This window comes from Actinoplanes sp. NPDC051405 (assembly GCF_055586185.1).
This window is the reverse complement of sequence record NZ_JBVJIR010000002.1, coordinates 517080-540571: the sequence shown is the minus strand read 5'-3', so window position 1 is coordinate 540571 and position 23492 is coordinate 517080. Positions and strand designations below refer to the sequence as shown.

At 71.6% G+C, this 23492-nt stretch carries 16 protein-coding genes; 11 read left to right on the top strand and 5 right to left on the bottom strand.

The features are described 5' to 3' along the window. Nucleotides 1-45: 45 nt before the first annotated feature. Entirely contained in the window at nucleotides 46-2448 is a 2403-nt protein-coding gene (locus ACZ6S4_RS06910) for a glycoside hydrolase family 3 N-terminal domain-containing protein (protein ID WP_465473982.1), read from the bottom strand. 322 nt (nucleotides 2449-2770) lie between these two features. Here ACZ6S4_RS06910 and ACZ6S4_RS06905 point away from each other — a divergent pair, with 322 nt between their 5' ends. The 3 genes from ACZ6S4_RS06905 to ACZ6S4_RS06895 all read left to right on the top strand — a co-directional run bounded on the left by ACZ6S4_RS06905 (nucleotide 2771) and on the right by ACZ6S4_RS06895 (nucleotide 5921). Further along, on the top strand, nucleotides 2771-4105 hold the full coding sequence (locus ACZ6S4_RS06905; protein ID WP_465473981.1) for an extracellular solute-binding protein: 1335 nt from the start codon (nucleotides 2771-2773) through the stop codon (nucleotides 4103-4105). A gap of 71 nt (nucleotides 4106-4176) precedes the next feature. Then, a complete protein-coding gene (locus ACZ6S4_RS06900; RefSeq protein WP_465473980.1) occupies nucleotides 4177-5022 on the top strand; it encodes a carbohydrate ABC transporter permease in 846 nt (281 codons plus the stop codon). Beyond that, nucleotides 5022-5921 (top strand): carbohydrate ABC transporter permease, encoded by a 900-nt coding sequence (locus ACZ6S4_RS06895; protein ID WP_465473979.1) that lies wholly within the window; start codon nucleotides 5022-5024, stop codon nucleotides 5919-5921. The genes ACZ6S4_RS06900 and ACZ6S4_RS06895 overlap by 1 nt, the downstream gene beginning before the upstream one ends. Here ACZ6S4_RS06895 and ACZ6S4_RS06890 read toward each other — a convergent pair. Beyond that, nucleotides 5890-6930 carry a LacI family DNA-binding transcriptional regulator gene (locus ACZ6S4_RS06890; RefSeq protein ID WP_465473978.1) on the bottom strand — a complete coding sequence of 347 codons (1041 nt, stop codon included), beginning with the start codon at nucleotides 6928-6930 and terminating at the stop codon, nucleotides 5890-5892. The genes ACZ6S4_RS06895 and ACZ6S4_RS06890 overlap by 32 nt on opposite strands. A gap of 76 nt (nucleotides 6931-7006) precedes the next feature. Further along, nucleotides 7007-8071, bottom strand: a complete 1065-nt coding sequence (locus tag ACZ6S4_RS06885; RefSeq protein WP_465473977.1) for an endo-1,4-beta-xylanase — start codon at nucleotides 8069-8071, stop codon at nucleotides 7007-7009. 270 nt (nucleotides 8072-8341) lie between these two features. On the opposite strand from ACZ6S4_RS06885, the gene ACZ6S4_RS06880 reads away from it, so the two are divergent. The 7 genes from ACZ6S4_RS06880 (at nucleotide 8342) to ACZ6S4_RS06850 (ending at nucleotide 17998) form a co-directional block, all read left to right on the top strand. Then, a complete protein-coding gene (locus tag ACZ6S4_RS06880; protein ID WP_465473976.1) occupies nucleotides 8342-9040 on the top strand; it encodes a polysaccharide deacetylase family protein in 699 nt (232 codons plus the stop codon). A gap of 13 nt (nucleotides 9041-9053) precedes the next feature. Next, the gene (locus ACZ6S4_RS06875; RefSeq protein WP_465473975.1) at nucleotides 9054-10328 is read left to right on the top strand and encodes a GDSL-type esterase/lipase family protein; all 1275 of its coding nucleotides are present in this window, start codon (nucleotides 9054-9056) and stop codon (nucleotides 10326-10328) included. A 13-nt stretch (nucleotides 10329-10341) separates the two neighbouring features. Beyond that, nucleotides 10342-13317, top strand: a complete 2976-nt coding sequence (locus ACZ6S4_RS06870) for a glycosyl hydrolase 115 family protein (protein WP_465473974.1) — start codon at nucleotides 10342-10344, stop codon at nucleotides 13315-13317. Further along, nucleotides 13314-14564 (top strand): SGNH/GDSL hydrolase family protein, encoded by a 1251-nt coding sequence (locus tag ACZ6S4_RS06865; protein WP_465473973.1) that lies wholly within the window; start codon nucleotides 13314-13316, stop codon nucleotides 14562-14564. The genes ACZ6S4_RS06870 and ACZ6S4_RS06865 overlap by 4 nt, the downstream gene beginning before the upstream one ends. After that, on the top strand, nucleotides 14561-15088 hold the full coding sequence (locus tag ACZ6S4_RS06860) for a helix-turn-helix domain-containing protein (protein WP_465473972.1): 528 nt from the start codon (nucleotides 14561-14563) through the stop codon (nucleotides 15086-15088). The genes ACZ6S4_RS06865 and ACZ6S4_RS06860 overlap by 4 nt, the downstream gene beginning before the upstream one ends. Before the next feature lie 95 nt (nucleotides 15089-15183). Further along, entirely contained in the window at nucleotides 15184-16596 is a 1413-nt protein-coding gene (locus ACZ6S4_RS06855; protein ID WP_465473971.1) for an endo-1,4-beta-xylanase, read from the top strand. Between the two features lie 70 nt (nucleotides 16597-16666). Continuing rightward, a complete protein-coding gene (locus tag ACZ6S4_RS06850) occupies nucleotides 16667-17998 on the top strand; it encodes an extracellular catalytic domain type 1 short-chain-length polyhydroxyalkanoate depolymerase (RefSeq protein ID WP_465473970.1) in 1332 nt (443 codons plus the stop codon). A 185-nt stretch (nucleotides 17999-18183) separates the two neighbouring features. Here the strand turns inward: ACZ6S4_RS06850 and ACZ6S4_RS06845 are convergent, their stop codons facing one another. Then, entirely contained in the window at nucleotides 18184-19917 is a 1734-nt protein-coding gene (locus ACZ6S4_RS06845) for a VWA domain-containing protein (RefSeq protein ID WP_465473969.1), read from the bottom strand. 227 nt (nucleotides 19918-20144) lie between these two features. Here ACZ6S4_RS06845 and ligA point away from each other — a divergent pair, with 227 nt between their 5' ends. Next, the gene (gene ligA, locus ACZ6S4_RS06840; protein WP_465473968.1) at nucleotides 20145-22295 is read left to right on the top strand and encodes an NAD-dependent DNA ligase LigA; all 2151 of its coding nucleotides are present in this window, start codon (nucleotides 20145-20147) and stop codon (nucleotides 22293-22295) included. Between the two features lie 230 nt (nucleotides 22296-22525). Here the strand turns inward: ligA and ACZ6S4_RS06835 are convergent, their stop codons facing one another. Beyond that, nucleotides 22526-23062 (bottom strand): GrpB family protein, encoded by a 537-nt coding sequence (locus ACZ6S4_RS06835; RefSeq protein WP_465473967.1) that lies wholly within the window; start codon nucleotides 23060-23062, stop codon nucleotides 22526-22528. Nucleotides 23063-23492 lie beyond the last annotated feature (430 nt).

Below are 23492 nucleotides of genomic sequence, written 5' to 3'. Positions count from 1 at the left end.
GCCGGCCCGCCGTCTCCTGGGGGAGCGGCGGGCTCGCGACGTCGGCTAGCTCGCGACCGGCAGTTCGGCGTCCTTGGTCGGCATCACGTCGACCGGGGTGACCAGCCGGCGGTCGGCGCCGACCACCCGCAGCGGGCCGGTCAGCCGGACCGTGCCCCGGCACGGCAGGTCCTCGGCGGACGTGCCCACCATGACCTCGATGTCGCCCGGCTCCACGATGCGCCGCAGGTCGCGGCCCGTGAACGCGGTCCGGTCGGCGTGCACCTGGAAACGGACCAGGGCGTCGGTGTGCGGCTCCAGTGACACCCGGGCGAAGCCGGTGAGCTGCTTGACCGGACGGGTCACCTGGGCCACGGTGTCGTGCAGGTAGAGCTGGACGACCTCCTCGCCGGTGCGCTCGCCGGTGTTGCAGACCCGGACCGTCACGGTGAACTCCCCGTCGGTGGGCACCTCGCTCGCGCTGATCCGCAGGTCGTCCAGCTCGAAGGTGGTGTACGACGAGCCGTAGCCGAACGGGAACAGCGGCGTCGGGTCGAGGTTGCTGATGTTGGTCCGGTCGGCGCCGAGCGGCGGCTGCAGGTAGGTGCCGGGCTGGCCGCCCGGGTGCCGGGGGATCTGCACCGGCAGCTTGCCGCCGGGCTGGATCCGGCCGCTGAGGATGCCGGCGATGGCCCCGCCCGCCTCCTGGCCCGGCATGAACGCCTGCACCAGGCCGGCGGCGCGACCGTGCACGTCGCCCAGCGCGTACGGGCGGCCGGAGACCACGACCACGACGACCGGCGTACCGGTGTCCAGCAGCTCGGCCAGCAGGTCGGCCTGCACGCCGGGCAGGCGCAGGTCCTCGGCGTCGCAGCCCTCGCCCGACGAGCCGTTGCCGAACAGGCCGGCGAGGTCTCCGACGACGGCCACGCACAGGTCCGAGTCGCGGGCGGTGGCGACGGCGGCGGCGAAGCCGGACCGGTCGGTGCCCTGCACCTGGCTGCCGCGCTCGTGGACGATCTCGGTGCCGGGCAGCTCGGCGCGCAGCGCGTCCACCACCGTCGGCACGTCGATGCCCAGGCCCAGCTCCGGGTGGCGGGGCAGCACGTGGTTGGGGAACGCGTAGCAGCCCATGAAGGTGCGCGGGTCGTCGGCGCAGGGCCCGACCACGGCGATCCGGGTCGGAGCGGCCCGGTTGCCGTCGAGCAGCGGCAGCGCGGTGCCGGCGTCCAGCAGCACGATCGAGCGCTCGGCCACCTCCCGGGCCAGCGCCCGGTTGGCCGGGGAGTCCAGGTCGGTGCCGGCCGCGCGGGCCACCGAGGCCTCGGGCGTCCAGTCCGGGTCGAGCAGGCCGAGCTCGACCTTGTGGGTCAGCAGACGCCGGGCGGCCCGGTCCACCAGTTCCTCGGGCACCTCGCCGGCGCGCACCCGCTCGACCAGATCGGCGCCGAAGCCGAGGGTGTCGGGCAGCTCGACGTCGATGCCCGCGGCGAGGGCCTGGGCGCCGGCCTCGCCGGTGTCGGCGGCGACCTTGTGCATGGTGGCGAGGAACGGTACGGCCCAGTAGTCGGAGACCACCGTGCCGGTGAAGCCCCACTCGTCCCGCAGCAGGTCGGTGAGCAGCCAGGAGTCCGCAGCGGCCGGTACGCCGTCCACGTCGGAGTACGAGTTCATCACCGAGCCGGCCCGGCCCACCCGGATGGCCGTCTCGAAGCTGGGCAGGATCACGTCCATCAGCTCGCGCCGGCCCATCGGCACCGGCCCGTGGTTGCGGGCGGCCCGCGCGGCCGAGTAGCCGGCGAAGTGCTTGAGGGTGGCGATGATCCCGGCGCTCTGCAGGCCCCGCACATACCCGGCGCCGAGCATCGAGACCAGGTACGGGTCCTCGCCCATGGTCTCCTCGACGCGGCCCCAGCGGTAGTCGCGGACGACGTCGAGCACGGGGGACAGCCCCTGGTGCACGCCGACCGCGGCCATGTCCCGGCCGATCGCCGCGGCCATCCGCTCCACCAGGTCCGGGTCGAAGGTCGCGCCCCAGGCGATCGCGGCGGGGTAGACCGTCGCGCCGTAGGTGGTGAAGCCGGTCAGGCACTCCTCGTGCACCAGCGCGGGGATGCCCAGGCGGCTGTCCTCGATCACGATGCGCTGCTGGCGGACGACCTCGGCCGCGCCCTCGGTCACGGTGAGCGGGATACCGCCGTAGACCCGGGTGAGGTGACCCAGGCCGTGCTTGCTGGCGTCCTCCAGGGAAACCGAGCCGGAGGCGGCGAACACGTCCTGCATGGGGGCTACGTTGAGGTTGGTCCCCGTCCCGGTCTCGTCGGCCGGCTCCTCGTCGTGCTCCATGTCGTTGCTGACCCACCGGCTGCCCAGCTGCGCGACCTTCTCCTCGAGGGTCATGTGCGCCAGCAGCGAGCTGACCCGGTCAGCCACGCCACGGGTCTGGTCGTGCCAGTCAGGTGTCGTCACGATGGTTCTCCTTACGAGCAGGACGGGGGTGCAGGCGTGCCGAAACTTTCGGACTGTCGACGAGACCGGACCGCGACCTTACCGTGACCTTCGACGGGGGGAGATCGGGCCTGACAGTGCTGCAGTGGGTCCACTCTCGCGCCTAAAGCACGAGTCTTTCAAGGGCCTTGACACGCCAATCATGAAATCCTACGTTAACGAAATCTCTCGGTAACTTGCGGTTGTCGATCGAAAGTTCCAGAACCTGGATCCGAGTTCGGCGGCCTCTCCCTCAGATGTTCGACTCGCCGCGAGCCTGCGGCTCACGAGTACGGAGACCAGCGTGGAACGCAGTCCGATATCCCGTCGCACCTTCCTCAGCCTGACGGCCGCCGCCGGCGCCGGCGCCGCCCTGGCCGCCTGCGGCAGTTCCGGCCCGGGCACCAGCTCCGGGAGCAAGGCCGGCTCGGCCAGCTACTGGTTCCTCACCGGCCAGCCCGGCGAGGGCATCCGGCAGGCCGCCGCGGAACGCTTCAACAAGGCCAACCCGGACAGCCAGATCCAGTTCACCGCGTTCGAGAACGACGCTTACAAGCAGAAGATCAAGACGGCCATCGGCGCCGGCCAGGCGCCCACGCTGATCTGGGGCTGGGGCGGTGGCGGCCTGAAGAGCTACGTGGACGCCGGCCAGGTCGAGGACCTGACCCCGTGGTTCGAGCAGAACGCCGCGATCAAGGACAAGCTGTTCCCGTCCTCGTTCGGCCCGGCCACGGTCAACGGCAAGATCTACGCCATGCCGTGCGAGACGGTCGCGCCGATCATCCTGTTCTACAACAAGAAGGTTTTCAACGACGTCGGGGTGCAGCCGCCGAAGACCTGGAGCGAGGTCATGGCGCTCGTTCCGAAGTTCAACGAGAAGAAGATCGCGCCCTTCTCGCTGGCCGGCAAGTCCCGGTGGACCAACATGATGTGGCTGGAGTTCCTGCTCGACCGCATCGGCGGCTCGCAGGTCTTCCAGAGCGTCTTCGAGGGCAAGAAGGACGCCTGGTCCGACCCGGCGGTGCTGGACATGCTGACCAAGCTCCAGGACCTGGTGAAGGCCAACGGCTTCAACAAGGGCTTCTCCTCGGTCGACGCGGGCGCCAACGCCGACCAGGCCCTGCTCTACACCGGCAAGGCCGCCATGATGCTGCACGGCGCGTGGACCTACGGCAGCATGAAGAACGACGGCGGTGACTTCGTCTCCAAGGGCAACCTGGGCTGGATGAACTTCCCGATCGTCGAGGGCGGCAAGGGCGACCCGAGCGACACGGTCGGCAACCCGGGTCAGTACCTCTCGATCTCCAGCAAGGCCACCGCCGAGCAGAAGGAGATCGCGAAGAAGTTCTTCACCAGCGGCGTGCTCGACGAGGCCGAGACCAAGGCGTGGATCAACGACGGCGGTTCGGTGCCGGTGGTCAAGGGCACGGAGGCCACCCTGGCCGCGTCCCCGGACGCCGAGTTCCTCAAGTTCGTCTACGACACCTCGGTCAACGCCAAGGTCTTCGCCCAGTCCTGGGACCAGGCGCTGAGCCCGACCGCGGCCGAGGCCCTGCTGGACAACATCGCCAAGCTGTTCCAGCTCCAGGTCACCCCCCAGCAGTGGGTCACCAACATGAACGGGGTCATCGGTAAATGACCGCTCTTGCTCCGCCCCCGGTGGCGGTACCTTCCTCCAAGACCGGCGGGCGGAGCAGGTCCGTCTCCTGGATGGTGTGGCCGGCGCTGCTGATGTTCACGGCGTTCGGTGTGGTGCCGCTGCTCGGTGTGCTCATCCTCAGCTTCACCCAGTGGGACGGCATCGGTGCGATCAACCCGGCCGGCCTGAGCAACTGGCAGTCGGTGCTCAGCGGTCCCGGCCTGCTGCACTCGATCTGGGTGACGTTCCTCGTGATGGCGCTGTCCTGGGCCTTCCAGACGCCGATGAGCCTGCTGCTCGGCGTCTTCCTGGCTGCCCGGAAGCGCTACCGCGGGTTCCTTGCCGTGCTGTACTTCATCCCGTTGCTGCTCAGCTCGGCGGCCATCGCGATCACCTTCAGCGCACTGCTGAACCCGAACTTCGGGCTCGGCACGGGCCTGGGCTTCGAGTGGCTCAACCAGGACTGGCTGGGCCAGGGCAACCTCGCCCTGGGTGTGCTGGTCTTCGTCGTGTCCTGGCAGTTCATCCCGTTCCACTCGCTGATCTACCAGGGCGCCGTGCGGCAGATCCCGACCGCCATGTACGAGGCGGCCGAGATCGACGGCGCCGGCCGGGTGCGCAAGTTCTTCAGCATCACCCTGCCCCAGCTCAAGTACACGATCATCACCTCGTCGACGCTGATGGTGGTGGGATCGCTGACGTTCTTCGACCTGATCTTCGTCCTCACCGCGGGCGGGCCCGGCGACGCCACCAACGTGCTCGCGCTCGAGATGTACAAGACCGGGTTCATGGCCAACCTCATGGGTCCCGCCAGCGTGATCGCGGTGATCCTGGTGCTGTTCGGCCTCGGCCTGGCGCTGCTGCTGCGCAAGCTCGGTGGCGGCGGCGCGTCCGACAGCCAACTGGAAGGTGCCTGATGGCTATCTCGACCCGGCCGGCACCGCCGCGACACGGCGTGTCGGTGACTTCGTCCGGCGGCGGACGGCGCCGTTCCCCGCTGCGATTGAACTGGTTCGGCGGCAGTTTCAGCTGGCTCTGGCTGATCGTGGTGATGCTGCCGATCTACTGGATCGTCATCACCAGCTTCAAGACCCGGGCCAACTACTACGCCCAGAACCCGCTGGTCCCGCCGTCGGCACCGACACTGGACAACTACCGTCTGGTGATCGAGGCCGAGTTCACGCGGTACTTCATCAACAGCGTCATCGTGACGGCCGGGGCGGTGCTGCCGGCGACCTTGATCTCCTTCATGGCGGCGTACGGGATCGTCCGCGGGAGTGCGGGCAGCCGCTTCCTGCGCTCGGTCAACGGCCTGTTCCTGATGGGCCTGGCGATTCCGCTGCAGGCGGTGATCATCCCGATCTACCTGATCATCATCCGGCTGCAGATGTACGACACGCTGCTGGCGATCATCCTGCCCTCGATCGCCTTCGCCATCCCGTTGTCGGTGCTGGTGCTGGCCAACTTCATCCGGGACGTGCCCAAGGAGCTGTTCGAGTCGATGCGCCTGGACGGCGCGACCGAATGGGGCACGTTGTGGCGGCTGGCGTTCCCGCTGGTCCGTCCGGCCCTGGTGACCGTGGTGATCTACCAGGGGCTCGGCGTCTGGAACGGCTTCATCCTGCCGCTGATCCTCACCCAGAGCCCCGATCAGCGGACCCTGCCGCTGGGGCTGTGGAGCTTCCAGGGCCAGTACGGCGTCAACGTGCCGGCCGTGCTCGCCTCGGTCGTGCTGACCACGCTGCCGATCCTGATCCTGTACGCGATCGGCCGGCGGCAGCTGCTCAGCGGTTTGACCGCGGGCTTCGGGAAGTAGCGACGGGGGCGGTGCTGTCCCGCACCATGAGCTCGGTGGCGAGCTCGACCCGGGGAGCCTGAAGGGCCTCGCCGCGCGCCAGTCGCAGGACTGTGTGCGCGGCGAGCCCGCCCATCTCGGCCAGCGGCTGGCGCACGGTGGTCAGCGGCGGTGAGGACCAGCGGGCCTCGGGCAGGTCGTCGAAGCCGGTCACGCTCAGGTCGGCGGGCACCCGCAGGCCGCGGCGGCGGGCGGCTTCGTAGACACCCAGCGCCATCTGGTCACTGGTGGCGAACACGGCGGTCGGCGGCTCGGCGAGATCGAGCAGCCGGCCGCCGGCGGTGTATCCGGACTCGTGGCGGAAGTCGCCCTGCACGACCAGGGCCGGGTCGGTGCCGATGCCGGCCGCGGCCAGGGCGGCCCGGTAGCCGTCCAGCCGGGCTCGGCTGCACGAGAGCCCGCGCGGGCCCGCGATCAGCCCGATCCGCCGGTGGCCCAGGGCGAGCAGGTGCTCGGTGGCGCTGAGCCCGCCGGCCCAGTTGGTGGCGCCGACCGTGGCCACCTCGGAGGCCGAGCCGCCGGCCGGGTCGATGACGACCACCGGGATGTGCAGCCGGCGCAGCTGGATCTGGACCGGCGCGGCGACCTGGGACAGCACGAAGACGACCCCGTCGCAGGTGCGCGTGCGCAGGTTGCGCAGCCACTGCCGGGTCGCCGTGTCGTCCTGGTGCACGGCCGAGACGACCGTGCCCGCGCCGGCGGCGTGCGCCACGTCGGCCACCCCGCGGATGATCTCGACGGCCCACGGGCTGTCGAGCTCGTCGAAGACCACGTCGAGGACCTGCGCGCGGCCCGGCGCGCGGGAGTTGCGCCGCCGGTAGCCCCGGTCGCGCAGGAGCTGCTCGACCCGTTCCCGGGTGGCCGCGGAGACGTCCGCGCGGCCGTTGAGCACGCGGGAGACGGTCGGCACGGAGACCCCGGCCGCGTCCGCGATGGCGGAGATGGTCACCCGGCGCTCGTCCGCGCTCATCGCGCTCCTCCTCGCTTGCGGGGCCAGTAGCGGCGGGCCCGCCCCTGCCGGAGCGGGCCCGCCGTGCCGAGCAGGATCAGCGCCCGGCGAGCGCCAGGGTGTCGCGCAGCGCGGCGTAGGCCGGCTTGGGGTTCAGGTTCTCGTCGTACGGGGTGGCGGAGCCCTCGCCGTCGAAGACGCCGGGCACCCACGAGTAGCGGTCGGTGAAGCCCCACAGCGTGTACGAGACGCACTTGTCGGCGAGCAGGCACGCCTGCAGCAGGGCGGTGAAGCCCTGCGCCTGGGCCTGCACCTTGATCGGGTCGGCCGGCAGCGGCATCCGCACGTCGACCTCGGTGAAGGCGGTCTGCAGACCGAGCTTCTCGAAGCGGCGCAGGTTGGCCAGCACGTCACCGGGTACGCCGTACTGCACCGCGAGGTGGCCCTGGATGCCGTACCCCTGCACCGGGACGCCCTGGGCCTTGAGCTGCTTGACCAGCGCGTAGTACGCGTCGCTCTTGGCGCTGAGGCCCTCGTTGTTGTAGTCGTTGAGGAACAGCTTGGCCCCGGGGTCGGCCTGGTGCGCCCAGCGGAACGCGTCGGCGACGTAGCCGGGTCCGAGGTTGCGCAGCCAGATGCTGTCCCGCCAGGTGCCGTCGTCGTTGAAGATCTCGTTGACCACGTCCCAGTGCCACACCTTGCCGCGGAAGTGCGTGACCTCGTCGATGATGTGCCGGCGCAGGACCTCGCGCAGCTGCGTGGGCGTGAAGGCCTCCTCGGTCACCCAGGCCGGGTTCTGGTTGTGCCAGACCAGGGTGTGCCCGCGGACCTTCTGCCGGTGGGCGCGGGCGAAGTCGACCAGCCGGTCGGCCGCGGCCCAGTCGTGCACGCCCTGCCGCGGCTCGGTGGCCTCCCACTTCATCACGTTCTCGGCCGTCACGGTGGAGAACTCGCGGCCCACGGCGGCGCGGTAGGCCTCGTCGTCGGCCAGGGCCGCCATGTCGACGGCGGTGCCGATCCGCAGGTCGGCGCGGTCGGCCAGGGCCCGCAGCCCGGTGGGGGCCGGTTGGTGGGGCTTGGCCGGGGAGGCGGTGGCGGCGGGACCGCCGGTCAGGGTGAGGGTCGTCAGGAGAACGACGCCGGCGAGAACGCGAACTCTCATCGTCTGTCCATTCTGTTCCGGCCTTCCGCGGACGGCCGAGAGGTTCCGAGAACTTCCGTTACGTGACCGGAACATATGCCGATACTGTTCACCGGTCAACAGGTAACAACGTGGACAGATAACGGCGAAGATCAATGAGGTGAGCGCGTGATCTGGGGCGCAGCGCCTTCTTGACGCGACTTCGACCGGGTTCTATGTTACGGACGTTCGGCCGCGCGGTTTCCGAAAGTTTCGGAGCAACGGGTCCCCGGAATCGATCGTGAGGATGCCATGTCTCATCGTCCGAAGTGGTGGCGCCGGCTGGCGGTGCCGATGTCCGCTCTGCTGCTGGCCGGAGGCCTGGCCGGCCCTGCCGAGGCCGGCGGCCCGACCGCCGTGGTGGTCGACACCGCCCGCGGGCAGGGCGACGTCGTCAGCTTCACCTTCGACGACGGCCCCAACCCGCCCGACACCCTGCGCCTGCTCGACGTGCTGCGCCGGCGGCACGTGCGCGCGGTGTTCTGCCTGTGGGGCGACCACGTCGTCGAGCATCCCGAGGTGGCGCGGCGCATCGCCGCCGCCGGGCACGTGCTGTGCAACCACTCGATGCACCACGACGACTTCGGCCCCTGGACCCCGGAACAGATCAGGGCGGACCTGATCGAGACCAGCGCGGCGATCCGCCGGGCGGTCCCGCACGCCCGCATCCCGTACTTCCGGGCGCCGTACGGCAGCTGGGGGCAGAGCCCGCAGGTCGCGGCCGAGCTGGGCATGCAGCCGCTGGGCTGGCGGGTCGACATCGCCGACTGGGAGCCGCCGGGCACCGACGTTCTCGTGCAGCGGCTGCGCGAGCGCATCACCCCGGGCGCGGTGGTGCTCATGCACGACGGCGGCGGCGACCGCAGCCAGACCGTCGAGGCCGTCGACCGGATCATTCCCGAGCTGCGCGCCCAGGGCTGGCGCTTCACCCTGCCGCGGCGTCGTGGCTGACCGGGGAGGATCCGTGTCGACCAGACGCGAACTGCTGGCGCTCGCCTCGGGCGCCGCCGTGGCCGCGAGCCTGCCGGGCGCACCGGCCCAGGCAGCCGGCCGGACCGGCGATACTCCACACTGGACCGGCACCTGGGCCGCGGCGCCGACCACCGTCCCGCCCACCCCGCCGACCGTGCTGGAGAACCAGACCGTGCGCCACGTCGTGCACGTCAGCACCGGCGGCGACCGGCTGCGGATCCGGCTGACCAACGAGTTCGGCGAGCAGCCGCTGGTCATCGGCGAGGTGCGGGTCGCCCGGCGCGCCGGGACCGGGGCGAGCACCGACAGCCGGCCCGGCACCGACCGGGCGGTCACCTTCGGCGGGCGCACGGCGGCGACCGTCCCGGCGGGCGCGCCGCTGGTCAGCGACCCGGTGCACCTACGGGTCCCGGCCGGCACCGAGCTGACCGTCAGCGTGTACCTGCCGCGGCGCACCCCGGTCACGACGCTGGCCGCCTTCGCGTACCAGGACAACGTGATCGCCGCCGGGAACGTCACCGCGGCCCGTACGGTCACGCCGACCGCCGTGGTCGGCCAGAACCTCTTCCTGTCCGGGGTCAGCGTCGCCTCCGGGGCCGGCGCGATCGTCACCCTCGGCGACTCCATCACCAACGGCGCCAACGCGGCGGCGAACCTCAACCACCGCTGGCCCGACCTGCTGGCCGCCCGGCTGCGGGCCGCCCGCATCGACCGTGGCGTGGTCAACGTCGGCGTCTCCGGCAACCGGCTGCTGCACGATCCCAACCCGCCGGCCGGCAGCGACGCGGTGGCGTATGCCGCGTACTTCGCGCAGAGCGCGCTGCGCCGCTTCGACCGCGACGTGGTCGCCCAGCCCGGGGCGGAGTTCCTGATCGTGCTGCTCGGCGTCAACGACCTCGGCCACCCCGGCACCACCGCACCGGCGTCCGAGGTGGTCTCCGCCGACGACCTCATCGCCGGGCACCGCCAGCTCATCGCCCGGGCCCACCAGGCCGGGCTGAGGGCCTACGGCGCCACCGTGCTGCCGTTCAAGGACGACACCCTCGGGTTCTACTCGGCGGAGAACGAGCGTAAGCGGTCCGCGCTGAACCACTGGATCCGCACCAGCGGGGACTACGACGCGGTCATCGACTTCGACGCCGCCGTCCGCGACCGCACCGATCCGCTCCGGCTGGCCCCGGCCTACGACAGCGGTGACCACCTGCACCCCAACGACGCCGGGATGGCCGCGCTCGCCGCGGCCGTACCCCTGCGACTCTTCCGATAGGGAAGGCGTACCCATGAGGCTCCTGCTCGCTCTCGCGGCCCTGGCCGCACCCTTCTTCGTCGCCGGGCCGGCACCGGCCGCGGCGGTATCGCGTGACGCGCTGGCCACGGGGCAGCGCGACTCGTACGTCTCCGCCCTGCCCGGCCGCGGCCGCTTCCCGCTGGTGGCCGGCGGTCGCGCCGCGCCGCTGGTGGTCAGCGCGGGCGACCACGCCGGGGTGATCCGGGTGGTGGACGACCTGAGCGCGGACATCGCCGCGGTCACCGGGGTGACGCCGGTGGTGGCTCACGACCGGGTGCCCGGCGGGCGTGACCCGGTGCTGGTCGGCACCATCGGCAAGAGCCCGCTGATCGACCGGCTGGTCGCCGCGGGCAAGCTCGACGTGCGCGGCATCGCCGGCAAGTGGGAGACCACGGTCGAGCAGATCGTGGAGAACCCGCTGCCCGGGGTCCGGCGCGCGTTCGTGATCGCCGGTAGCGACCAGCGCGGCAGCATCTACGGCGCCTACGACCTGTCCAAGCGCATCGGCGTCTCGCCCTGGCGCTTCTTCGACGACGTCCCGGTCCGCCATCAGGACGCGGTGTACCTGCTGCCCGGGCGGCACACCCAGGGCACGCCCGCGGTGAAGTACCGCGGCTTCTTCATCAACGACGAGAACCCGGCCACCGGCACCTGGGCCCCGCGCTACTTCGGGCCCGGCAAGGCGCCCGGCTTCCCGAACGGGCTCAACGCGGCCTACTACGCCAAGGTCTTCGAGACGATGCTGCGGCTGAAGGCCAACTACCTGTGGCCGGCCGTCTGGGGCCGGGCGTTCGCCGAGGACGATCCGCAGAACCACGCCACCGCGTCGTTCTACGGCGTGGTGATGGGCACCTCGCACGAAGCGCCGATGATGCGCGGCATCGAGGAGTGGAACCGGCACCCCGCCGGAACGGGCGAGTGGAGCTTCCGCCGCAACCCCGACGCGATCAAGGCGTACTGGCGGGACGGGGCCGAGCGGATGGCCCGCGAGAAGATCGAGGGTGTCGTCACCCTCGGCATGCGCGGCAACGGCGACGTCAGCCTGCCCGACGGCGACGGCATCGAGCTGATGAGCTCCATCATCGACACCCAGCGGGAGATCCTGCGCGAGAACGGGCTGATCGGCGCCCCCCAGGTGCAGACCCTCTACAAGGAGGTCCAGCGCTACTGGGACCGCGGCTACCGGCCACCGGACGACGTCACCGTGGTCTTCTGCGACGACAACTGGGGCAACATGCGCAAGCTCCCGGACGCCTCGCTGCCGGCCCGCAGCGGCGGCTATGGCATGTACTACCACTTCGACTACGTCGGCGGCGGCCGCAACTACAAGTGGGTCGACACGGTCAACCTGACCAACACCTGGGAGCAGCTCAACCTCTCGTACCGCTCGGGGGTCGACCGGCTCTGGATGGTCAACGTCGGCGACCTGAAGAACGAGGAGCAGCCCACCCAGTTCTTCCTCGACTACGCCTGGAACCCCGACGCGCTGCCGCTGCACAAGCTGGGGGAGTGGGAGCGGCAGTACGCCGCCCAGAACTTCGGCCCCGCCCTGGCCGGTGACATCGCCGAGGTGCTCAGCGACTACGGCCACCTGCAGTCGCGCCGCAAGCCCGAGCTGCTCAACCGGCGCATCACCATCGACCCGGTCACCCAGGTGATCACCTACGACGACGAGGGCAACCCGTTCAGCCTCACCGACTACCGGGAGATGGACCGGGTCACCGCCGAGTGGCAGGCGCTCGGTGCCCGGGCCGAACGGATCAAGGCCAGGGTGCCCGCGGCCTGGCAGGACGCCTACTTCCAGCTCGTGTACTACCAGGTCAAGGCCACCGCGAACCTGTACGCGCTGCGCCGGGCCGAGTTCACCAACATCCGGTACGCCGGCCAGGGCCGCGCCGCCACCAACGACCTGGCCGACCTCGCCGAGGCCCGGTTCGCCGAGGACCAGGCGCTGAACGCGTACTACAACAACGAGCTGGCCGGCGGGAAGTGGAAGGACTGGCAGCTCCAGCCCAAGATCGGTTACGGCAACGTGGCCCGGTACGGCCCCAACGCGCCCTGGCAGCAGCCGGAGAAGGACAACGTGGCGCTGCCGGACGAGATCTACCCGTATCTCAAGCGCATCGAGGTGCCCGCGGCGGCCGCGATGGGCGTGGACCTCGACGGCGGCGACCCGGTGACGCTGCCCGCGTTCAGCCCGTACCAGTCGCAGCCGCAGCAGTACATCGAGGTCTACAACAAGGGCACGACGCCGTTCGCGTACCGGATCACCCCGGCCGTCCCGTGGGTGCAGGTCACGCCGGCCGCCGGCCGGGTCGGCAAGCAGGTCCGGGCCACCGTACGGGTGGACTGGCGGCGCGCGCCGAAGGGCACCACCACCGTGCCGATCACGGTGACCGGCGCGAACGGTGCGCAGGTCGTCGTGCAGGCGCCGATCGACAACCGGGTGCGCCACCCGAAGGGCTTCGTCGAGGCGAACGGCTACGTCGCGATGGAGGCCGACCACTACACCCGCAAGGTGGGGGACTGGCGCCTGCTGCCCGGCATCGGCAAGACCGGCAACGGCCTGACCCCGCTCGGCGGCACCGACGCCCGGCTGGAGTACGCGATGACCCTCACCACCACCGGCCCGGTCAAGGTCACCGCGGTGCTGTCGCCGCGCAACAACGTCCACCCGACCGACGGCCTCAAATACGCGATCTCGCTGGACGACCAGGCGCCGCAGACGGTCAACATCACCAAGGCCACCGGCGCCGACGACACCACCATGAACCGCCAGTGGGAGCGCAACACCTCCGACAACGTCAACCGCACCACCACGACGCACGAGGTCACGACGGCCGGCCCGCACACCCTCAAGTTCTGGATGGTGGACCCGACGGTGATCGTGCAGCGGCTCGAGGTCGACACCGGCGGGGTCAAGTACAGCTACCTCGGCCCACCCGAGAGCAAGCGGGTGACCCGATGAACCGCCGGTCGCTGCTGGGCCTGGGCGGCGCCGCGGCGGTCTCCGTGGCCACCGCCGTCCAGACCCGCGGCCACCGTCCCCGCCGGGACTGGCTGCACACCTGGGTGTCGATGCCGCAGCTCACCGAGCCGCACAACCTGCCGCCGGCCCCGTTCACCGGCACCGACTCGGTGCTCGTGGACACCACCCTGCGCCAGACCGTGCACACGTCGATCGCCGGGAGCTCCGTACGGTTGCGGTTCTCCAACGCCTTCGGCGGCGCGGTCCTGCCGATCACGGCCGTCTCGATCGCCCGGCCCGCCGGGGGCCGGGCCGGCTCGGCCGCGATCGAGCCGGGCTCCCTGCGGCCGGTCACCTTCTCGGGGCGGACGTACGCGTCCGTCCCGGTGGGGGCGCAGGTCGTCTCCGATCCCGTCGACCTCGACGTGCCGGCCCGCAGCGAGCTCACCGTCACGCTCCACCTGGCCACCGGCCAGGCGAGCACCGCGGTGACCTCGCACCCCGGCTCCCGCACCACCTCGCACCTGCTGCGCGGCGACCACCACGACGCCGTGGACCTGCCCGGCGCCACCCCCGTCGTGCACTGGTACTTCCTCAGCGGGGTCGAGGTGCTCGCGCCGGGCGACAGCACGGCCACCGTGGTGCTCGGCGACTCCCTGACCGACGGCCGCGGCTCCACCACCGACGGCAACGACCGCTGGCCGGACCAGCTCTCCGCCCGGCTGCGCGGCGCCCACGCGGTGCTCAACCAGGCGGCCGGCGGCAACCGGGTGCTCCAGGACGGCCTCGGGCCGAGCGCCCTCGCCCGGCTGGACCGCGACGTGCTCGCGCTGGCCGGGGTGGCCTCGCTGATCGTCTTCGAGGGCGTCAACGACATCGGTACGGCGGCAGCCACCCCCGAGGCGCAACAGCGGGTGGGCGAGGATCTGCGGGCCGCGTACGACCAGATCGTCACCCGCGCCCACGCCCGCGACATCCAGGTGTACGGGGCCACGATCACGCCGTTCGGCGGCAACGAGGGCTACGACGACCCGGGCGGGTTGCGTGAGCAGACCCGTACCGGGGTCAACGAGTGGATCCGGCGCAGCGGGCGCTTCGACGGGGTCGTCGACTTCGACGCCGTGGTCCGCGACCCGGCCGCCCCGCGCCGGTTGCTGCCCGCCTACGACACCGGTGACCACCTGCACTTCAATCCGGCCGGCTACCGGGCGCTGGCCGAGGCCGTCCCGCTGCGGTGGTTGCGATGACCAACATGACCAATGTGGCGGTGCTGCTGCCGCCACCGGAGGCGTTGCCGGCCCGGCTGTCCACGTACCGGGAGGTCTTCGCCGGTCCGGTGTTCGATTTGGCCTTCGCCGCGGCGGGCACCTTCGACCTGCTCGCCTCGGCGGACATCCTGGCCATCGCGCCGCCGGTGCGGCGGGGGCCCGACACGATCACCGCCGAGGAGGCCGCCGCCCTGCGCGAGGCGGTACGCCGCAACTGCCGGATCCTGGCGATCGGTGAGGCCGTCTTCACCGTGGCGGCCGCCGGGCTGCTCGACGGCCGGGCGGTGTCCACCTGCCCGGCCCACGCCGAGGAGCTGCGGCGCCGCTATCCGCGGGTCCGGCTGGCGCCGGGCGTGCGGTACGTCGACGACGACCCGATCTTCACGGCCGCCGCCGGAGCCCCCGGCGTGGAGTTGTGCCTGCATCTGGTCCGTAAGTACCACGGCGCGGCCACCGCCGCCGGCATCGCCCGTTCCCTGCCGCGGCACCGCGCGGCGGAATAACAATTACCCCGGTCTATTCCCTCGGGAGTGAGACCGGCTCAAAATGGGAGCGCTCCCACATGTCATCCCCATCCCCGAACCGGAAGGCATCCACCGTGTCCGACCGACCCGTCCCCCGCCGACCCCGACTCCGGGTCACCCTGACCCTGCTGGCCGCGAGCATCACCGCGGGTGGTGTCGCCCTGGCCGTGGCGCCGTCCGCCGAGGCCGCGACCACCCTCGGCGCCTCGGCCGCGGCCACCGGCCGCTACTTCGGCACCGCCGTCGCGGCCAACAAGCTCAGCGACAGCACCTACGTCGGGATCCTGAACCGCGAGTTCAACTCGGTCACCGCCGAGAACGAGATGAAGATCGACGCGACCGAGCCGCAGCAGAACCAGTTCTCCTTCACCAACGCGGACCGCATCGTCAACCACGCCGTCGCCCAGGGCATGAAGGTCCGCGGGCACACTCTGGCCTGGCACTCGCAGCAGCCCGGCTGGATGCAGAGCATGGAGGGCACGGCGCTGCGCTCCGCCATGCTCAACCACGTCACCCGGGTCGCCACGAACTACCGCGGCAAGATCGACACCTGGGACGTGGTGAACGAGGCGTTCGCGGACAGCGGTGGCGGCCGGCGCGACTCCAACCTGCAGCGCACCGGCAACGACTGGATCGAAGCCGCGTTCCGGGCCGCGCGCGCCGCCGACCCGGGCGCCAAGCTCTGCTACAACGACTACAACATCGACAACTGGACGTGGGCCAAGACGCAGGCCGCGTACACCATGGTCCGCGACTTCAAGGCCCGCGGCGTGCCGATCGACTGCATCGGGCTGCAGTCGCACTTCAACAGCGGGTCGCCGTACCCGAGCAACTACCGCACCACGCTGGAGAGCTTCGCGGCGCTCGGCGTGGACGTGCAGATCACCGAGCTGGACATCGAGGGCTCGGGGCAGACCCAGGCGGCCACGTACGCCAACGTCGTCCGCGACTGCCTGGCCGTGCCCCGGTGCAACGGCATCACCGTCTGGGGCATCCGGGACACCGACTCGTGGCGGGCCAGCGGCACCCCGCTGCTCTTCGACGGCAGCGGTAACAAGAAGGCGGCGTACAACTCGACGCTGGAGGCGCTCAACGCCGGCGGGACCACCAACCCGACCACGCCTCCGGTCTCCCCGACCGTCTCTCCGACCGTCTCGCCGACGCCGCCGACCGGCACCACACCGCCGCCGTCCGGGGCCGGCTGCACGGCCAGCTTCACCGTGAACGCGTGGACCGGTGGCTTCACCGCGACGGTCCGGGTCGCCGCAGGCTCCGCTGCGGTCAACGGCTGGGCGGCCACGCTCACCCTGCCGTCGGGCTCCGCGGTCACCAACGCCTGGAACGCGCAGGCCACCGGCAGCACCGGCGCGGTCCGCTTCGCCAACGTCTCCTACAACGGCCGGATCGCCGCCGGATCCAGCACCGAGTTCGGCTTCCAGGGCACCGGCACCCCGCCCACCGGCACCCCCGCCTGCGCCGCGTCCTGATCGCGACGTCCGGCGCGGCGTGGACCACCCTTCCGCGCCGCGCCGGACCCATCCCCCGGAGCGAGGAACGATGAAACGACTGACCCAGGCCCTGCTGGCCCTCACCGCCGCGGTGAGCGCGATCGGCGCCTCCGTGCTGCTGCCGGCGGCCCCCGCGGCGGCGGCGACCCTGCAGGAGGTCACCGGCTTCGGTGCCAACCCGACCAACCTGCGCATGCACCTGTACGTCCCCGACCGGCTCCCGCCGAACCCGGCCCTGCTCGTGGCCGTGCACTACTGCACCGGCTCCGGACCGGCGTTCTACTCCGGCACCTCGTTCGCCTCCCTGGCCGACCGGTACGGCTACATCGTGATCTACCCGTCGGCGACCCGCTCCGGCAACTGCTTCGACGTGTCCTCGCCGGGGGCGCTGCGCCACGACGGCAACAGCGACCCGGCCGGCATCGTCTCGATGGTCCGCTACGTGCAGCAGCGTTACAGCACCGATCCGGCCCGTACGGTCGTCACCGGTGCCTCCTCCGGCGCCATGATGACCAACGTGCTGCTGGGTGACTACCCGGACGTGTTCCGCGCCGGGGCGGCGTTCATGGGTGTGCCGTTCGGCTGCTTCGCCACCACCGACGGCTCCGGCTGGAACAGCGCGTGCGCCAACGGCCAGATCACCAAGACCCCGCAGGCGTGGGGAGACCTGGTCCGTAACGCGTACCCGGGATACACCGGCGCGCGGCCGCGGATGCAGGTGTGGCACGGGGTCAACGACGACACGTTGCGGTACCCGAACTTCGCCGAAGAGATCAAGCAGTGGACCAACGTGCACGGCGTCTCGCAGACCCCGGTGCTGACCGACTCGCCGCAGTCGGGCTGGACCCGTACCCGCTACGGCTCGACCTCGGCGCAGCCGCCGGTCGAGGCGATCAGCGTGGCGAACACCGGGCACAACCTGCCGCAGGCCGGCATGGCCGAGCGTGCGGTGACGTTCCTGGGGCTGGACAGCACCACCGTCCCGCCGTCGAGCACCCCGCCGAGCACCCCGCCGTCCAGCACACCGCCGAGCAGCACCCCGCCGTCCAGCCCGCCCCCGGGCACGGGCGGTTGCCGGGTCGGATACGTGGTCAACGCCTGGAACAGCGGCCTGACCGCGGCGATCTCGATCACCAACTCCGGACCGGCCGTGACCAACTGGACGCTCGGCTTCACCCTGCCGGCGGGCCAGACCATCACCTCCGGCTGGAACGCGACGTGGACGGGCTCCAGCGGAGCGGTCACCGCCCGCAACGTCTCCTACAACGGCAGCCTGGCCACGGGTGCGTCGACCAGCATCGGCCTGCAAGCCACGCACACCGGCGACAGCAGCCGCCCGACAGCGTTCACGCTGAACGGGACCGCCTGCACAGTCGCCTGATGAGACCGCCTGCTGCCCCGGACCGGGTGAGCCGGGGCAGCAGGTGCACCAATTGCCGAGACCACCGCGCGTAGCCGGGCGATCCAGCACACCGCGGTCGGCCGCCACCCGATGAACCGTTCCGCGTACCCCCACACTGGCCACCGGCCCGGCCTGGTGGTTCGCACCACCAGGCCGCGCTCACCCTAGGCTCCGGTACGGGTCGCGATCGCCTGCAGGAAGATCTCGTTGATCTTCGCCGGGTCCTCCGCGATGAAGACACCGCTGGACGGCCCGCTGGCGTCCGAGATCGCCTTCAGCTCGCCGCGGTCGACCTCCGGCCCGATCCCGATGATCACCATGCGCACCGGCTTCCGCGGGTCCCGCGCCTTCCTCAGTTCGGCGACCAGCCTGTCGCGGGTCAGGCCGTCGGGGTTCTCGTTCACCCCGTCGGTGAAGAGGATGACCGAGTTGACCCGGCCCTGCTGCCACCCCTGCTGCACGTTCTTGTACGCCGCCAGCGCGGTGTCGTACAGCCCGGTGTCGCCGGTCTTCTTGGGTTTCATGTCGTTGAGGGCGTCGTTGAGCTTGTTGCGCGCCGTGGACAGCGGGCTGATCGCCACCTTCGGCTGCCACGCCTGCTTGCCCACCAGCTCCGTGGAGAAGAACCAGGTGCCGACGGACCAGCGGTCGTCGAACAGCTGCAACCCCTGCGCCGCGGCCCGCTTGGTGACCTCGTTGCGGGTCAGGCCGCCCGCCGTGGGCACCTCGGTCAGCATCGAACCGGAGATGTCGAAGACGGCGAGCACCCGGCCCGGCTGCGTGATCGCGGCCCAGCTGCCCAGCACCTGACTGATGGCCGTGGAGGCCTGAGCCGACGCGGCGGCACCCTGACTCGCCGTGCCGCCCGGGGCGATCACCGGGGTGGCCACCGGCGGCGCGCCGGTCGGAGCGATGAAGCCCGCCCCTGCCTTGCCGTCGGGCCCGCGCAGACCGGCGGCGGCCAGCGCGTCACGGAACGTCGTCCCGCGCAGCTCCTCGTGCAGCGCCGCGGCGGCGGCCGCCTTCTGCGGGTCGACCTCCGGCATGACCGCGAACGGGTAGTTCAGCGCGGTGGGCGCCGGATCGAGGTAGAGGGCGGCGAGCTGGATGGGTGGCTTGCCCCCGTTGTACGAGACCACGTCCTCCTCGGACAGCGGTGCCGCGCTCAGGCCGGTGGTGACTTCTGCGGCCGTACGCGGGAACTTCTCCAGCAGGTCCTGCCGGATGCTCGAGGTGTTCCCCGCGAGCTTGCGCAGCGCGGCGACCTTGCGCTGGGCACCCGCGATGTCGTTGCCGGCGGCCGCGCCCAGGGCGAGCAGGCCGGTGAGTCCGGCCGCGTCGCGGGTCGGGTCGACGATGCCCGGCAGCAGGCTCTTGCTGGTGGTCAGCTGACCGAGCAGCTCCTGCCACTTGAGCTTCTTGGTGGGCCAGCCCAGCTTCTGCGCCATCGGCGCGGGCATGGCCAGCACCACGGGGCTCTCGGCGATAGGGGCGTTGTCGGTGGGCACGAAGCCGGGTGCCTCGCCGCCGACCCGCAGCAGCCAGGTCGAGGAGTCCGGGACCCACACGTCCGGCACGACCGGCTTGCCGGGCGCCGCCTTCAGACCGGAGAGACCGACGCCGTGCTTGGCCGCGATGGTGGCGGCCGCGGTGGCGGGATCGGCGGCAGCGACGGCGACCTTGATGCAGACGCCGCCGACCTGAGCGTTCTCACCCTGGGCCCACTTGTCCGCGGTGGTCTGGATGGCGCCGGCGATCTCGGCGGCGGCGGTGACCGCGACCTTCACCTCCCCGGCACAGTCTCCGGCGGAGAGACGCTGGTAGCCCAGCCAGGATCCGGCACCGATGACGACGAGCGAGGCCGTGGCCGCGCTGACGACGATGCCGGTAAGACTCAAGGTTCTTCGATGGCGTCCGGGCACGCGGTCCATGCTCCGCAAGCAAAGATCGGAATGCCATGGACGTTCGGACGGAATTCTCACATCAACTGCAAAATGCGGCCCACATCCACCCCAACCGACTGCTTTCCGTGTACGGCGTGACGACACTCAGTGAGGTTCAGCGTTTCTGTCGGACCCGTGCGGTATCAAGACATCGTCTCCCGCACACAGGAAGCGAGCACCGCATGTCGAGCACGGGACCGTCCGCCGGCCTCAGCACCACCGACCACGAGGTGGCCCCGGTCGTCGACGCGGCCCATGCCGAGGTGTTCGGCACCCGGGAGGAATACCGGGCGGCGATCGAGCGGATGCGCGCCGCCGCGACCGCCTACTACACGGGCGGCGACCTCGTCATGGACGACGCCACCTACGACGCGCTGCTGGCCCGCACGGCGGCGACCGAGCAGGCCGAGCCGGGCTGGGCCGAGAGCGACTCGCCGACCGTGACGGTGGGCGCCGGCGTGGCGGCCGGCGACGTGGAGCACAGCACCCCGATGCTCAGCCTCGACAACGTCTTCGACGCCGACGAGCTGCGCGCCTGGGCGACCCGGCTGGAACGGGTCCTCGGCCGGCCCGCCCTCGGCTACACGGTCGAGCCCAAGATCGACGGCATGGCGATCGCGGCCCGCTACGTCGACGGCCGGCTGCGCCAGGTCGCCACTCGCGGTGACGGCCGGGCCGGCGAGGACGTCACCACCCAGGCCCGGCTCGTCGCCGGCCTGCCCGCCGAGCTGCGCCGGCCGGTGACGGTCGAGGTCCGCGGCGAGGTCTTCATGACCGACGCCGACTTCGCCCGCGCCAACGAGCTGCGCACGGCCCACGGCGGCCAGGCGTTCGCCAACCCGCGCAGTGCGGCCGCCGGCACCCTGCGCGCCCAGGACCGGGCGTACGACGCGCCGCTGTCCTTCCTGGCGTACGCGGTGCACGACCTGCCCGGCGGCGAGGGCCTGACCCACAGCGCCGCGATGGCCGCCATCGCCGAGCTGGGTGTGGCCACGACGGCCGGCTCGCCCGCGGGCATGCCCCGCTGCGCCACGATCGACGAGCTGTCCGACGCCATCGCCGCCATGGGCGCGGCCCGCGGCACGCTCGGCTTCGACATCGACGGCGCCGTGGTCAAGGCCGACGACCCGGCCGACCGCGACCTGGCCGGCTCGTCGAGCCGCGCACCCCGCTGGGCGATCGCGCACAAGTTCCCGGCCGACACCCGCACCAGCAAGCTCGCCGCGATCGAGGTGCAGGTCGGCCGCACCGGCGTGATCACCCCGGTCGCCGTCCTGGAGCCGGTCCAGGTCGGCGGCGTGGTCGTCACCTCGGCCACCCTGCACAACTTCGGCGACCTGGTCCGCCGCGACGTCCGCGTGGGCGACACGGTCTTCGTGCGCCGCGCGGGCGAGGTGATCCCCGAGATCACCGGCGCCAAGCTCGACGAACGCCCCGCGGACGCCGAGCCCTTCACCCCGCCGGAGGTCTGCCCCCGCTGCGGCGGCGAGATCGACCGCACCCAGAAACGCTGGCGCTGCACCCAGGGCCGCGCCTGCGGAGCGGGGGAGTCCCTGTCGTACTTCGCCGCCCGCGACTCGATGGACATCGAAGGCCTGGGCGACAAGGTCATCGCCGGCGTGGTGGCAGCAGGCCTGGTGACCGACCCCGCCGACCTGTACGACCTGACCCCGGAAGCACTGGCCGAGCTGGACCGCCTGGGCCGCACCTCGGCGACAAAGCTGGTGGCGGCGATCCAGGCCTCCAAGGCCCAGCCACTGTCCCGCGTGCTGACCGGCCTCGGCGTCCGCATGACGGGCCGCTCGATGTCCCGCCGCCTGGCCCGCCACTTCGGCACCATGGAGGCCCTCCGCGCGGCCACGGTGGAGCAGCTGCAGGAGGTGGAGGCGGTCGGCCCGGAACGCGCGGCCACGATCGCGGCGGAACTGATCGACCTGGGCCCGGTCATCGACAAACTGACGGCCCGCGGCGTGACGATGACCGAGCCCGGCGTCCCGGGCCGCGAAGCAGTAACCGATCCCGAAGCTGTCGCCCTTCCGGTCCGTCAACCGCTGCGCAAGGAGGACGGCAAGCCGATGACCGTGGTCGTCACCGGCTCGGTCCCGGGCCTGAGCCGCAACGAAGGCAACGAAGCGGTGGAACACCTGGGCGGCAAGTCCTCCGGCTCGGTATCGGCGCGGACGGACCTGGTGGTGGTCGGGGCGGGCGCCGGGTCGAAAGCGGCGAAGGCGGAGGAGCTGGGGGTCCGAATCATGCCGGCGGAACGCTTCGCCGACCTGCTGGCCGCCCAGAACGCGGGCGACGAGCCGGCCCTCCAGGACTACCTCGACTGACCCCTCTGTGCTGGCCGCGTCTCGGCTCTGCTCGGTTCGGGACGGCCCTTCGCCGGTGGTTTGTGCCGGGCCGGGCTGGTGGGCGGTCTGCGGGATTGGCCACCGCGGATGCCTCGCGCAGGGATCGGCGTGCCGGGGATGCACTCAGTCGCGCCTGCACAGGTCAGGCCGGATCGGTTGTGGCCGGGCTGGTGGTGCGGAGCCGGCCATGGCCGGGATGTTTCGTGACCTCAGGCGTCGCTCGGGCCGGGCGACCAGCCGGTCTGCTGCGCCCAGTCGTCCGCCCGATGGATGATCCGCCAGCAGTGGTCGGCCTTCGCATCGGTGTAGGCAAGGCCGTCACGCGGATGCTCGGCGGCGAGCCGGCGCTTGACCTCCGCGTATTCCGCAGCATCAACCGGGTGCGCCCGCAGATAGTCGCGAAACAGCAGCGGAAACTGCTCCGAGAAGCTCCCGGCCCGACGCACGTGAACATGGGTCCGCGCCGCACCGGGCGGCTCCCGGAAGTACCGCTTCGTAAGCTCCGGATTGTCGGCGCGATGGACGAAACCCAGACCCACCAGCGGATCCCGGAACGGACCGACCGGCTCCAGCCGGGCCACCGAGATCTGGACGTCGACAACCGGCTTCGCCGCCAGCCCCGGCACCGAGGTGGACCCGATGTGGTCGATCCGCAGCGCAACGTCCCCCAGCGCGCCCCGCAGCCGCCGCCCGAGTTCAGCGAAGCGCGTCGCCCAACCGGAATCGTGATCGACGATGCGGATCACCCCGCACACCTTGCGCCTTGTCACCATCCATCGCCCGCATCGTAGGCGGCCCCTGCTTCACCGGCCGCCGACAACGGGCCGGCTCGCTACTCGGGGCAGGCGGCGGGCTCGCCGGGCTTGCGCGGCCCGCTGGGCTCGCCGGCCCGATGGCCCCCGCGCTTGCCGTGCTTGCCGGGCCCGCTGGGCTCGCCGGCCCGGTGGCCCCGCGCTTGCCGGGTTTGCTGGGCTTGCCGGGCCCGCTGGGCTCGCCCGCCCGGTGGCCCCGCGCTTGCCGCGCTTGCCGGGTTTGCTGGGCTTGCCGGGCCCGCTGGGCTCGCCCGCCCGATGGCCCCGCGCTTACCGGGCTCACTGGGCTTGCTGGGCTTGCCGCGCTTGCCGGGCCCGCTGGGCTCGCCCGCCCGATGGCTCCGCGCCTACCGGGCTTGCCGGG

Coding starts and splice junctions, on each gene's coding strand:
- ACZ6S4_RS06885 (WP_465473977.1), bottom strand. CDS start 8,071: ATGAGAGTTCGCGTTCTCGCCGGCGTCGTTCTCCTGACGACCCTCACC.
- ACZ6S4_RS06850 (WP_465473970.1), top strand. CDS start 16,667: ATGAAACGACTGACCCAGGCCCTGCTGGCCCTCACCGCCGCGGTGAGC.
- ACZ6S4_RS06890 (WP_465473978.1), bottom strand. CDS start 6,930: ATGAGCGCGGACGAGCGCCGGGTGACCATCTCCGCCATCGCGGACGCG.
- ACZ6S4_RS06900 (WP_465473980.1), top strand. CDS start 4,177: ATGGTGTGGCCGGCGCTGCTGATGTTCACGGCGTTCGGTGTGGTGCCG.
- ligA (WP_465473968.1), top strand. CDS start 20,145: ATGTCGAGCACGGGACCGTCCGCCGGCCTCAGCACCACCGACCACGAG.
- ACZ6S4_RS06860 (WP_465473972.1), top strand. CDS start 14,561: ATGACCAACATGACCAATGTGGCGGTGCTGCTGCCGCCACCGGAGGCG.
- ACZ6S4_RS06895 (WP_465473979.1), top strand. CDS start 5,022: ATGGCTATCTCGACCCGGCCGGCACCGCCGCGACACGGCGTGTCGGTG.
- ACZ6S4_RS06870 (WP_465473974.1), top strand. CDS start 10,342: ATGAGGCTCCTGCTCGCTCTCGCGGCCCTGGCCGCACCCTTCTTCGTC.
- ACZ6S4_RS06865 (WP_465473973.1), top strand. CDS start 13,314: ATGAACCGCCGGTCGCTGCTGGGCCTGGGCGGCGCCGCGGCGGTCTCC.
- ACZ6S4_RS06880 (WP_465473976.1), top strand. CDS start 8,342: ATGTCTCATCGTCCGAAGTGGTGGCGCCGGCTGGCGGTGCCGATGTCC.